General features: G+C 30.9%; 17 protein-coding genes. 11 read left to right on the top strand and 6 right to left on the bottom strand.

All coding sequences use genetic code 11. The features are described 5' to 3' along the window. The first annotated feature begins 94 nt into the window (after positions 1-94). The 9 genes from BTO05_RS04490 to BTO05_RS04450 all read left to right on the top strand — a co-directional run bounded on the left by BTO05_RS04490 (position 95) and on the right by BTO05_RS04450 (position 5,744). Complete coding sequence (locus BTO05_RS04490) at positions 95-523, top strand: hypothetical protein (RefSeq protein ID WP_087491509.1); 429 nt, start codon at positions 95-97, stop codon at positions 521-523. Between the two features lie 93 nt (positions 524-616). Continuing rightward, a complete protein-coding gene (locus BTO05_RS04485) occupies positions 617-1,312 on the top strand; it encodes a tetratricopeptide repeat protein (RefSeq protein WP_087491508.1) in 696 nt (231 codons plus the stop codon). 183 nt (positions 1,313-1,495) lie between these two features. Beyond that, positions 1,496-1,918, top strand: a complete 423-nt coding sequence (locus BTO05_RS04480) for a DUF2141 domain-containing protein (RefSeq protein WP_087491507.1) — start codon at positions 1,496-1,498, stop codon at positions 1,916-1,918. A 25-nt stretch (positions 1,919-1,943) separates the two neighbouring features. Then, complete coding sequence (locus tag BTO05_RS04475; protein WP_087491506.1) at positions 1,944-2,567, top strand: tetratricopeptide repeat protein; 624 nt, start codon at positions 1,944-1,946, stop codon at positions 2,565-2,567. Positions 2,568-2,581: 14 nt separating this feature from the next. Next, positions 2,582-3,943 (top strand): histidine kinase, encoded by a 1,362-nt coding sequence (locus BTO05_RS04470; protein ID WP_087491505.1) that lies wholly within the window; start codon positions 2,582-2,584, stop codon positions 3,941-3,943. 5 nt (positions 3,944-3,948) lie between these two features. Further along, entirely contained in the window at positions 3,949-4,275 is a 327-nt protein-coding gene (locus BTO05_RS04465) for a 2TM domain-containing protein (protein WP_087493289.1), read from the top strand. A 4-nt stretch (positions 4,276-4,279) separates the two neighbouring features. Beyond that, complete coding sequence (locus BTO05_RS04460) at positions 4,280-4,636, top strand: 2TM domain-containing protein (RefSeq protein WP_087491504.1); 357 nt, start codon at positions 4,280-4,282, stop codon at positions 4,634-4,636. Positions 4,637-4,638: 2 nt separating this feature from the next. Beyond that, a complete protein-coding gene (locus BTO05_RS04455; protein WP_087491503.1) occupies positions 4,639-4,953 on the top strand; it encodes a 2TM domain-containing protein in 315 nt (104 codons plus the stop codon). Positions 4,954-4,988: 35 nt separating this feature from the next. Next, positions 4,989-5,744, top strand: coding sequence for a LytR/AlgR family response regulator transcription factor (locus BTO05_RS04450; protein ID WP_087491502.1), 756 nt, complete (start codon positions 4,989-4,991; stop codon positions 5,742-5,744). On the opposite strand, the gene BTO05_RS04445 is transcribed toward BTO05_RS04450, so the two are convergent. The 3 genes from BTO05_RS04445 to BTO05_RS04435 all read right to left on the bottom strand — a co-directional run bounded on the left by BTO05_RS04445 (position 5,736) and on the right by BTO05_RS04435 (position 8,038). Continuing rightward, positions 5,736-6,164, bottom strand: a complete 429-nt coding sequence (locus tag BTO05_RS04445) for a DnaJ domain-containing protein (protein WP_087491501.1) — start codon at positions 6,162-6,164, stop codon at positions 5,736-5,738. The genes BTO05_RS04450 and BTO05_RS04445 overlap by 9 nt on opposite strands. A 49-nt stretch (positions 6,165-6,213) precedes the next feature. After that, the gene (locus BTO05_RS04440; RefSeq protein WP_087491500.1) at positions 6,214-7,386 is read right to left on the bottom strand and encodes an LETM1-related biofilm-associated protein; all 1,173 of its coding nucleotides are present in this window, start codon (positions 7,384-7,386) and stop codon (positions 6,214-6,216) included. A 70-nt stretch (positions 7,387-7,456) separates the two neighbouring features. After that, positions 7,457-8,038 carry a superoxide dismutase family protein gene (locus BTO05_RS04435; RefSeq protein WP_087491499.1) on the bottom strand — a complete coding sequence of 194 codons (582 nt, stop codon included), beginning with the start codon at positions 8,036-8,038 and terminating at the stop codon, positions 7,457-7,459. A 145-nt stretch (positions 8,039-8,183) separates the two neighbouring features. Here BTO05_RS04435 and hemN point away from each other — a divergent pair, with 145 nt between their 5' ends. Together hemN and BTO05_RS04425 are read left to right on the top strand one after the other, a co-directional pair. Then, a complete protein-coding gene (gene hemN, locus BTO05_RS04430) occupies positions 8,184-9,548 on the top strand; it encodes an oxygen-independent coproporphyrinogen III oxidase (RefSeq protein WP_087491498.1) in 1,365 nt (454 codons plus the stop codon). Positions 9,549-9,591: 43 nt separating this feature from the next. After that, positions 9,592-10,425 carry a universal stress protein gene (locus BTO05_RS04425; protein WP_087491497.1) on the top strand — a complete coding sequence of 278 codons (834 nt, stop codon included), beginning with the start codon at positions 9,592-9,594 and terminating at the stop codon, positions 10,423-10,425. 79 nt (positions 10,426-10,504) lie between these two features. Here BTO05_RS04425 and BTO05_RS04420 read toward each other — a convergent pair whose 3' ends face one another. Genes BTO05_RS04420 through BTO05_RS04410 form a run of 3 tightly spaced genes read right to left on the bottom strand, consistent with a single transcriptional unit; the run spans position 10,505 to position 12,177 of the window. After that, on the bottom strand, positions 10,505-10,984 hold the full coding sequence (locus tag BTO05_RS04420; RefSeq protein ID WP_087491496.1) for a hypothetical protein: 480 nt from the start codon (positions 10,982-10,984) through the stop codon (positions 10,505-10,507). Between the two features lie 39 nt (positions 10,985-11,023). Beyond that, on the bottom strand, positions 11,024-11,725 hold the full coding sequence (locus BTO05_RS04415) for a sulfite exporter TauE/SafE family protein (RefSeq protein WP_087491495.1): 702 nt from the start codon (positions 11,723-11,725) through the stop codon (positions 11,024-11,026). Positions 11,726-11,730: 5 nt separating this feature from the next. Then, on the bottom strand, positions 11,731-12,177 hold the full coding sequence (locus BTO05_RS04410) for a FixH family protein (protein WP_087491494.1): 447 nt from the start codon (positions 12,175-12,177) through the stop codon (positions 11,731-11,733). Between the last annotated feature and the right edge of the window lie 9 nt (positions 12,178-12,186).

Raw genomic sequence — 12,186 nt, 5'->3', positions numbered from 1 at the left:
AGGCTCTGATGTTTTATAACTCAGAGCTTTTTTAGTTTAAATTTATTTGCCGATTATTTTTTTCTAATTTAGTGTTCCATTATAACCCCAAATAATGATGCATGTAAAAGATTCTCCTTTTTATAAGGACGTTATAAAAGAGTTTAATTATAGTCACGGAGACGTCTACATTTTTGAAGGATTTGTAGTTTCAGAAAACAACTATGGTATTACATACTCATGGGATAACCATGGAAAAAAGGTTGTCGATGATATTGTGGATTTTTTTGGAAAAACAGGTAATAATTTAGTTTATATTTCCAATCGCATTAATTCTTACGCAGTAAAACCAAATGATTGGTTAAAGTTCTTTTCTCATAGTTATAGTATAAGAGGTTATGGTATTGTTTCAAAAACTAAAGATGGTGTAATGAATACTATGATAGAAAATTTATTTTTCAATAAAAAAATTCAACGTTTCGAAAGCCTTGAAGTTGCTATAGATTGGGCTAGGAATAAGGGAATTACAGAGGCTGCGGAATAATATTAGACTTTAGAGTAACATTTTTCTGAAATATTCGTCTCAGTAATAGTGAGACTTTTTTGCTTTTAGTTAACCAATCAATCCATATTAAAAATGAAAATCAAAACTTATTTTTCAGTTCTAATGCTTTTGTTTCTAGTATATAGTTGTACAAAATCCATTGAATACACGGAAGCTTTCAAAAAAGAAACAGAGGGCTCTTATTTATATAATGCCGATGATGTTATTGCTATTTCTTATGAAGGCAATACAATGTTTATGAACTGGCGCGGTGTGAAAACAAAGCCAGTTGTTACTGAGTTAAACGAGTTTTTTGTTCCAGATATGTATAAAAAATTGCGTTTTTTGAAGCATCCTGAAACCAACCAACGTTACCTTTCTATAATATCGGAAACTAATTCAGATAGTTTAAGTTATGACTATCTTAAAGCACCTAATGGTTACAAAACACCCAGTCAATATATCGCAGAAAAGAATTTTGATAAGGCACTCGAAGGTTTACTGAAGATTAAAGCAGAAGACTCATTAAGTGAGTTTATAAACCAGTATAAATTTAATAGAATAGGTTATAAATATATTAGAGAAGAAAATTTTGAAGATGCTATTGCTATTTTTGAAATGAATACAAAACTGCACCCTAATAAACATAATGTTTATGATAGTTTAGGTCAAGCGTATTTGGTTACCGGTGATAGCCTTAATGCTTATAAAAATTATAAAAAAGCTTATAAAATTAATAATGGAAATCGAAGAGCAAAAAAATATATAGATGCTTACGATAGTAAGTAATATTCAACCAAATCTCTTTTAAGCAGCTTATAATAGCTGCTTTTTTTGTGCTCAAAAATTACATTTTTCAGATGCTTTTTTTAGTATATTACAATTCATCATAAAAAAACTACAATTGAGTAAATATTGGTTTTTTTATCAAGAAGACCTTCGGATATTTGAATCAAATAAAAAATAATCATCATGTCAACACTCGTTAAAATATTAATCATGTTAGCTATTAAGGCTGCTTTTTTTGGAATGCAAAATGTAACTAGTCACGATATTACTGTCAATATCAGTGGACTAGAAAGTAATGACGGTAAAATATTAATCGGTCTATACGATGAAGAAAACAAGTTTTTAAAAGACCGTTTTAAAGATGCAATTGGTGAAATAGACCAAGAGAAGAGTACAATAACATTTACTGATATCCCAGAAGGAACTTATGCTATATCTTTTATACATGACGAAAATGATAATGGAAAAATGGACACCAATTTTATGGGTATACCTAAAGAAGATTATGGATGCTCAAATAATGCTAAAGGATTTATGGGGCCACCAAAATGGAAAGATGCCAAGTTTGAATTAAAAAGCGATAAAACTATAGATATTACATTATAAACATCAATCAATAAAATACATCATCATGAAAAAATTAATCATCATCTGTACAATTCTAGTTTCTGGTTTTAATCAAGCCCAAACACAGTTTGAAAAAGGTATGGATAAGGCCTTTGAGCTATGGCAATCTGATAAACCAGATGAAGCTATAAATTTGTTTGAGCGTATAGCAAATGCAGAAAAAGACAACTGGTTACCTCATTACTACATTGCACAAATCAATAGTATAAAAAGTTGGAATGTAAAAGACGAAACTGTATTAAAAGCCCAATTAGAAAAAGCGCAAGAGCATTTGAATACTGCAATGGCTTTAAGTAAGAATAATCCAGAGCTTTTAGTGATGCAAGGGCAGATATATACTAATTGGGTAGCATTTGACGGTAGGACTTACGGAATGAAGTATGCGGCAAAGGTTTCGGAATTGTATAATAACGCTTACAAGATTGCTCCTGAAAATCCTAGAGTTGTTATGTGTAAAGCGGATTGGGCAATGGGTTCTGCAAAATATTTTGGTCAAGACCCAAAACCTTATTGTGAAGAGTTAGAAAGTTCACTAGTATTATTTGATGCTTTTGAAGTAGAAAGTAAATACCATCCAACTTGGGGGAAAAATAGAGCGAAACAAGCTATTAAAGGCTGTAAAGAGTAATTAAAAAATCAAAAATGCTAAATCTAAAATCAATTAAAAGTGTAGTAATAACATTTCTTATAGGTTGCTTAATATTTATTATTGGTGAGCTATTATCAAAAGATATGTTTACCTATAAAGATGTTAATCAGTTTGTGATTGAATTTGCATTTTATCAAGTCTATACATTTGCCATAAGTTATGTTAATTCAATTTATTTTAATTATGTATTAAAACTCAAATTTACTAGTTATGAAATTATAAAGAGAATTTCATATGGGATAACAGGGGCAATTTTAGTAACTCTAATTACAATATTTATTTTGAGAGTTATGATTTCTAGATTTGTTGAAGGAGTTTCGTTCAAAAGATTTATTGAAACGACTAGCTGGCAGGATTATTCTTTTGCTTTATGGATTACACTTACAATAATTTCAGTTTTTTATGTCATCTATTTTTACAATAGGTATCAAAAAACAAAAATAAAAGAGCAAAAAGTTATTGCAGGTGCAGCAAGTGCTAAGTTCGATGCTTTAAAAAATCAGTTAGACCCACATTTCTTATTTAATAGTTTAAATGTTTTAACAAGCTTAATAGAAGAAAACCCGGACAGTGCTCAGAAGTTTACAACAGCTTTATCTAAAGTATATAGATATGTTTTAGAACAAAAAAGTAAGGATTTAGTTACAGTAGATGAAGAGTTACAGTTTGCCAAAACTTACATGTCTTTACTGAAGATGCGTTTCGAAGACAGTATAATTTTCGAAATACCAGAGAAAGCTTCAAATCCAGAAAGTCGTGTAGTGCCACTATCATTACAGTTACTTTTAGAAAATGCAGTAAAGCATAATATGGTTACATCAAGTAAACCACTGCATATTAAAATATACGAAGATGGTGGTTATTTGGTAGTTATGAATAACCTTCAGAAAAAGCAAATTGTAAAAAAGAGTAGTGGTGTAGGATTAGAAAATATAAAGCAGCGTTATCAACTGTTATCAAATAAAAAAGTTATCATCAATCAACGAGCAGAAGACTTTGCAGTCGCAATACCAATGCTCACAAAACAAGTATCAATCATGAGACAATCACAATTACCTCAAAACAGACTAGACGATAGTTACGTAAAAGCACGTAAACGTCTTGAAGAACTTAAAGGCTTTTACGGTAGCTTAGTATCGTATTGCTTAGTTATACCTTTTTTAATATTTATTTGGTACCGCTATTCAAGTAATACGATTCAATGGTTTTGGTTTCCGATGCTAGGTTGGGGATTAAGTTTATGTTTTCAAGCCTATAAAGTATTTGTAAATGATGGCGCATTTGGTGCCAAGTGGGAAGAACGTAAAATTGAAGAATTTATGCGTAAAGAAGAAAATAATAACCGTTGGAACTAAAGATTATGAAAAATCAAGAATCAATTTCAAAATTTCAGCGCGCAAAAAATAGAGTAGAAAAATTAAGAAAATTTTACTCGCACCTTACTGTTTATCTAGTAATAAATTCTATCATCACGGGATTCAAAGTTTATAACAACTTAGATAGTTGGGATGCTTTTACAGCAGATTTATTTAGCTTTAGTACACTAAGTTCATGGATAATATGGGGACTTATCTTATTAGTGCATGCCTTTACAGTATTTATTTTACCATCACTATTAGGTTACGATTGGGAAGAACGAAAAATTCAGCAAATCATGGAAGAGGAAAAAAACGCACAAAAAAAATAGAATTATGGAAAAGTATAGTATAGAACCTTACAAAAACGAACAGTCTTCTGGACAAGATTATAGAAATGAAGATGCTTACATTCGCGCCAAAAAACGAGTAGAAGCTATTATAGGCTTTTATTGGCACTTAGCAGCTTATGTAATTGTTAATATATTTTTAATCTTACTAATTGCTCTTAATTCAAATGAAGGATTTACAGGCTTTGGTACTTACGCAACTGCTTTCTTTTGGGGTATTGGTTTAGCGTTCCATTTTATAGGAGTCTTTGGTTTTAATTTTTTGTTAGGAAAAAATTGGGAACAACGTAAAATTGATGAATTTATAGAGAAAGAGCGTAATAAATTTAACGAATACGAATAATCATGAATCAACAGGAAAAGAATAAACGTATGTATCTAGAAGCTCAAAAAAAAGTTTCTAAACTTAGGATTTTCTATGTTCATTTAGCTGGATATTTAGTGATGACTGGATTTATTATCTGGAATAATATTATAATTGGTGATACAGAGTATACTGATGCCATTCTCGCTATAAACTATTCTACGCTTTTCGTTTGGGGCTTTTTTATTTTGCTTCACGGAATAAGAGTCTTTAAAAGTGACTTTATTTTTAATAAAAAATGGGAAGACAAAAAACTCAAAGAATTTATGGGAAAAGACCATAAAAACTGGGAATAAAAAAGTTTAAAATTTAATTTACTGAAAGTAGTACTATGAATGTTATAATTATAGAAGACGAAAAACCATCAGCAAGACGATTACAACGTATGCTCAACGCAATTGATATTAATGCAGAAACGATGTTGCATTCTGTTGAAGAGGCTATAGACTGGTTTCAGAATAATACACATCCTGATTTAATATTCTTAGATATACAGTTAAGTGATGGGTTATCATTTGAGATTTTTGACGCTGTAGAGATTAAGTCTGCTGTAATTTTTACAACAGCTTACGATGAGTATGCGCTGCAGGCTTTTAAACTCAATAGTATTGACTATTTATTAAAGCCAATAGATGACGAAGATTTAAAAATCGCTGTAGATAAATTCAAAGAGCATGCTCCAAAAAAACAAGCAGTCACACTAGATTTTAATGACATAAAAAATCTTTTGGTTAATCCAATTGAACGTGAATATAAGAAGCGTTTTTCTGTAAAAGTCGGACAGCATCTCAAACTAATTAACATAGAGGATATTGAATGTGTTTATAGTGAAAATAAGGGTACTTATGCTTACACTAATGAAGGAAGAAATTATCTTTTAGATTCGACTTTAGACCAACTAGAAAATGAATTAGAACCACACGTATTCTTTCGTATTAGTCGAAAGTTTTATGTCAATGTTAATGCTATAAAAGACATGGTGAGTTATACAAACTCTCGATTACAAATAAAGTTGAATACTTTTAAGGAGCAAGATATTATTGTAGCAAGAGAGCGTGTAAAAGATTTTAAAAACTGGTTAGAATAAGTCGAATACATCACCTAGGCTATCTCCGATGATATCTCCAAAATCATCAAAGACACCAAACATGCTGACATCCAAAAATAAATCAAGAAGTAATAAATCTGTTAAGTCAGACTCCCAAGACTTTTTAGACTTCTTCTTGGCTTCTTTTTGCCAATTTTCATAAGTTTTTTCTTCTTTGGGAGTAATAACCATCGGTTTGTTAGAAAAGCTTTTTTCTAGGATGATATCGTATTCAGCACGTTTTTTGTTGTTAGAAAGTACATTAAACGCTTCGATTATTATATCAAACTTCTCTTTCGCTTCTGGTGATTTATTATTTTCTGGATGATATAAAGCAATTTGTTTCCTAAATGCTTTTTTAATGGTTTCTAAATCAGCATTTTTATCAACACTAAGTATAGAGTAATAGTCAGTAATCATTTTGTAAAGGCTTTATCTGTAAGTCACAGATACATTAAAATTGTTACAATTAATCGTCTTCAATACGATTTTCGTCAAAAGCAGATGGTAACAATTTAGGAATGAACTTTACAAATAATGGTAGTAATAACATACCTCCAGGTAACATAAATATCGCTAAGCTAGGTATAGATTTAAAGATGTCTAATAACTGATTCTGAATCTTTTTTTGCTCTTCATCAGTTAGGTTTCGAGTTGTAGATTGCGATAATAAAAGCATGGCTTCTTTACTCTGAGAAAGTTCTTTAAGTAAACGCTTACTATTTCGTTTTATAAGTCTAGTAACAATACTGCTACTATTGTCATAGAAACTTTGTGCAAGATTTTTTGCACTTAAAAACGAAATATTTTCTTTATTAAGCTCATAAAACGTATTAATATCATCGACTGATTGTATTAAAGTTTCTGTGTCAACTTGTAAATCTTTACGTAACTGATTTAGATATATATATTCTTCTTTATCAATTTGTTTATCACTCCAAGATGCCATACAAACCGTATCAATAACATAAAGTTTTTCTAAAGGTTCTGTTATTGTTTTTGCGACATCATTACCATCACTACGCTTTCTGTTTTTGTGACCTAATGAAGCTTCAAAAAGTTTCACCAAATTATTGTCATACTCAGTTTTGTTAGTTTTTGAGTCCAAAACAGCAAACACAATTGTTTCTAAATCCGACTCAAAATCTGAGATGTAAGTTTTGGTGTCATCTGGGGATGTCAAAAAATGATGGTATCCGATAATATCAATAAAGAGAAAGGCATTAATTAAAAAATAATTAAAATTTTTAGTAATGATATTATCATCTATATGAATACGTTTATGGATAATCTGCTCAAGGAGTCTGTCTTTTTCAGGCTCACCAAAAAGTCCTGATAAGAAAGAGCGTTTATGCTCGTCAGTTGCTTTATAAAAATCAACGATACTTTGTGTAAAGTCTGTACTATTTTTTTCTGTATGATGTATGTAATAAAAAGCACTAACTAGATTAACTTTACAGCGTTCTTCTTGATTAAAATCTTTGTCTTTAACCAAACCACAAAGGCAGCTAATGTTACTACCGTATATAAAACCGGTATCCTTAAGTTTATTGTAAAATTGATGTTTATCAAATTTTAAAATTGAACTTTTAGGAAGTACAGTGAGTATTTTTTTTATCCAGCCGCTGGCAGAAGGATTCATGGGTTTGGTTAATTTAAAATAAAAAAGCTACCATAAAAGTAGCTTTTTTATGATTAGTCAGAAAGGTTTATTATTCAATAATTCCAGCACAACTGATACGTTTACCAGCTGCTCCACTTGGTTGGGATACGAAATCATCAGTACCTTGGTGAACAATTATTGCTTTTCCTGATATATCTTTGTTAGGGTCTCCGCATCCAATACACCACTGGTCAGTCTTAAACTGAACCTTACCAATACCATCTGTACCAACTTCAAAATTTCCTATATCACCTTTGTGATACCCTTTTTCGTCTCCCCATTCACCATGAGGTTGTGCTGTTGGGTTCCAGTGACCTCCAGTTGATTTCCCATCATCAGACGAACAATCTGCTTTATCATGAATGTGAATGGCATGCGTTCCTTCCGTTAAACCAGTCATATTAGCAGTCATACTTACAGTTCCGTTTTCGTATATGAAATTTACAGTTCCGTTGACTGTACTGCCACTTTTAGGAGATAAAGTCATAACCATGCCAGACTGTTCTTTTTCTGGTGTTTTTATTTCTTCAATTTCTTCTACTTCAATGACTTCTTCAGTCTTTTTCTCGTTTTTACAAGCGAATACAAAGGTTAAGGATATAAGAAAGGCTATTAATTTTAAATTTTTCATTATTCAGTTTTTTGGTTTGAAGTAAAGTTACACAGATTGTATCGGCTATGCAAATACTTAATTTTTTCGTAAAAATCACCTATATGATAAATATCATATTTTAAACAAAGTTACACTAGTAATTTTGAGTATCAATAAAATAGGTATGTGCAATTCACTTGTAAATAAATATAACGTGGCAGGACCGAGATATACAAGCTATCCGACGGTGCCATATTGGGATGTTAATTCATTTTCGTTAAACAAATGGAAATCATCTCTAAGACAGACTTTTTTACAAAGTAATACTACCGAAGGTCTAAGCTTGTATTTGCATTTACCGTTTTGCGAAAGTATGTGTACATTTTGTGGATGTAATAAGCGTGTTACAAAAAGACATGATGTAGAGTTACCTTATATAAAAGCACTTTTAAAAGAATGGAAACTTTATAGAGATGTTTTAGGAGGAAGACCAAGAATTAAGGAATTACATCTTGGTGGAGGTACGCCGACATTTTTTTCGCCTGAAAATTTAAAATTTCTAATCTCTGAATTATTATTAACTTCAGACTTGGCGGAAAACTATGAGTTTAGTTTTGAAGGCCATCCAAATAATACCACAGAAGCACACCTAAAAACGCTATTCGATTTAGGATTTAGACGTGTTAGTTTTGGTGTACAAGATTATAATCTTAAAGTTCAGAAGGCTATAAATCGTATTCAGCCTTTTGAAAATGTAAAAAAAGTAACTGAGTTAGCCAGAAAAATTGGTTATACATCTGTCGGTCATGATATTATTTTTGGATTACCATTTCAGACCGAAGCTGATGTAATTGAGACTATTGCCAAAACAAATCTATTAACACCAGACCGAATTGCATTTTACAGTTATGCCCACGTGCCATGGATTAAAGGTAATGGTCAGCGTGGATACAAAAGTGAAGACTTACCATCAGGAGAAGGCAAGCGCCAACAATACGATATAGGTAAAAGACTGCTAGAGACTATAGGTTATAAAGAAATTGGAATGGATCATTTTGCTTTAACGTCTGACAGTCTATATACTGTGATGAAGAGCGGTAAACTTCACCGTAATTTCATGGGATATACAGCATCAAAAACTAAAGGAATGATTGGACTTGGTGTTTCTGCTATTAGTGATAGTTGGTATGCATTTGCTCAAAATGTAAAATCTATTGAAGAGTATTATCATTTGTTAGATGCTAATATTATTCCGGTATACAGAGGTCATGGCCTTAATGACGAAGACTTGATTATTAGAAGTCATGTTTTGAATCTTATGTGTCAATTTAAAACATATTGGAATACTTCAAACACAAAATTTAATGAGCTTCCTGAAGTGATTATAAAACTTAGGGAGTTTGAAAATGATAGTTTGTTATTTTTCGAAAGTGAAGGATTACAGGTCACAGAAAAAGGAAAACCTTTTATAAGAAATATTTGTATGGCTTTTGATTTGTTATTACAACGAAAAAAGCCAGAAACACAACTGTTTTCTATGACAATTTAGTATTTTAGAAATCAATCTAGTATAAATTAAAAAAATATAAATCATGAAAAAAATTATTGTACCCATAGATTTTTCTGAACATTCTGAATATGCTTTAGAAACTGCTGCTTCAATTGCAAAAAAACATAATGGAGAACTTATAGTATTACACATGCTAGAGCTATCAAACGCTGTCTATACAGCAAGTAGAAGTTCTATTGGAGAAGAAGCTGTTTTTTATTTAAAACTAGCAGAACAAAAGATGAGTAAATTTCTAGACCGTCCATTCTTGGAAGGTGTTGAGATTACACCAGTAATTAAACACTTTAAGGTTTTTAAAGAGATCAATGATATAGTTGATGAGCAACAAGTAGACTTGATCGTTATGGGATCTCATGGTGCAAGTGGCGTTAAAGAGGTGCTTATTGGCTCGAATGCAGAAAAAGTAGTTAGACACGCTGATATACCAGTACTTATCGTTAAACAGAATCCTATTTTAGTAGAGTTTGATACAGCGATATTTGCTAGTGACTTCTCTGAGGAAGCAGTAGAAGCTTATTTAAAAGCTAAGGCTGTTTTTAATAAGTTAGATGCCACTATGAATTTGATTTATGTAAATACGCCAGATACAAGCTTTAAAAGTTCTATTGAAATTGACAGATTGGTATCTTCTTTTTTGAAAAAAGCGGATGGTAATCTTGAGTCTTTATCTGATGTACATGTAGTATCTGATTATTCTGTAGAGCAAGGTATTCTTAATTTTGCTAATAACATTGGCGCAGATTTAATAGCCGTTGCTACTCATGGTAGAAAAGGTTTAGCACATTTCTTTGAAGGTAGTATTTCTGAGGATATTGCTAACCACTCAACATTACCAGTAATGACATTTAAAATTTAATACCTAAAATGGGTAAATAATTATTTAGCAATTATTTAAGTAAAAAAAAACACCAGCGTTTAATAACGTTGGTGTTTTTTTATGCATTCAATAATTTACGTTCATCAAAGCTTAGACTTAAGTCTGCAATAACCTTTTCTTTTTTTGGTCTTATTGTATATAAGAACAATAAAATAGACCAGGTTATTATTAAGAAAACAGTTTCTCCAGATAATATAGTTAGCATGATGCATAAAAATGCAGGAGCTTCAATAGATGCACATTTTATAATAAATGCTGTTTGATAATTGACTAACTTTTGATTTAGCGGTGACTGTTTGTCAATTTTAGATAATTGATTTCTAAAAAACCTTAAACCTGCATATATAATTATTAGAGCAACAAAAGGAATGATATAATAAGCTGCTGGGATATTATCGGTATTGAATATTGATATTTCTGATGAGATAAAAAGAATAACTAAGCTAAAAATAAAAGGGCCAGCTATAAAAGCAGCGTGAATAATAGTTAGCGTTTTTATAATATGTTTTGGTGATGTATTTGTCAGATTTTGTTGCATCAATTTTTAATTTAGAATATAACTCTAAAATTAAAATTTTTAATGACAATCAATATTACCTGTAACCATTTCTACAACCGGTTCTGGTGAAATATAAGGAATACCAAGCCCTAAACCTCTTACAATGAATAATGCACCAATCACTACAACAAATATTGGAATTGCTTTTTGAATGTGTTGTTTTACTGAACTATTTAAGAATTTACCAATGTAAATTGCCGTAGTCATTAGCGGAATAGTTCCCAGTCCAAATAGCAACATATATAAGCTTCCTTTAGCCAAACTTCCTGAAGCAATAGCTCCAAAAACTGCCATGTATACCAAACCACATGGGAGAAATCCATTTAAAAAACCTATGGTTAAAAAGGTGTCGGCAGTTTTCTTTTTTAGAGCTTTTCCTAGTGACGATTTCACCTTTGAAATGAGACGATGTAGAGGTTTTGATAAATTGTATTTACCAATAGTCTTGTATGGTATTATGACTAAAACAATCATTAATATTCCTATAATTATTGATAATTGTTGCTGTAAACCAAAAATATAAAGGCTTTTGCCAACAATACCAAATACCAAACCAATAAGACTATAAGCTAATAACCGCCCAAAATGGTAAATAGCAATTTGCGTAACTTTTTTAAAAGAATTAGAACGATCAACAGGTAACATAAAGGCAATAGGCCCACACATACCAACGCAATGTAAACTTCCTAAAAGGCCTAATGCAAAAGCTGTTGCTAACATTATCTTTAGTAATTAAATTCTTTTTTAAACATAAATTCATCAGCCTTATAAGACCAATCAATTTTAATGTTCCAACGACCATCTAACAAACTATTGTCAGGTATGAGCAAATTGTGATTAGACAATGAGATAGGCATCTCAAAATCTAGTTGCTTATTAGATGGTCTATATAGGAACACTTTTCCTTTTATATTATTGGTATTTAGGTCTTTGGGAAAACTTAAAATAATGCCTTCATTAGTTTTCTTAAATTCTATGTTTTGATTTAGTTTTTTTGCATTTTCGACCTTGTTAATATCATCCTGGTATTTTAATTCTTGTTGATAATAATCTTCAGTTACCAAATCATGGTCAAACTTTTTGTCAGTACTCATGCTTATAACAAAGTACATGATAAAAGAAATAAATGCCACGAATGCTATGACTATTGCTGTTCCCCAGTTGATTTTCATAATTCTATT

Origin of the sequence: Winogradskyella sp. PC-19, assembly GCF_002163855.1 — a bacterium.
Taxonomy (GTDB): domain Bacteria; phylum Bacteroidota; class Bacteroidia; order Flavobacteriales; family Flavobacteriaceae; genus Winogradskyella.
Note: the sequence above shows the minus strand (reverse complement) of the source record. Positions and strands in the feature narration are given on the sequence as shown.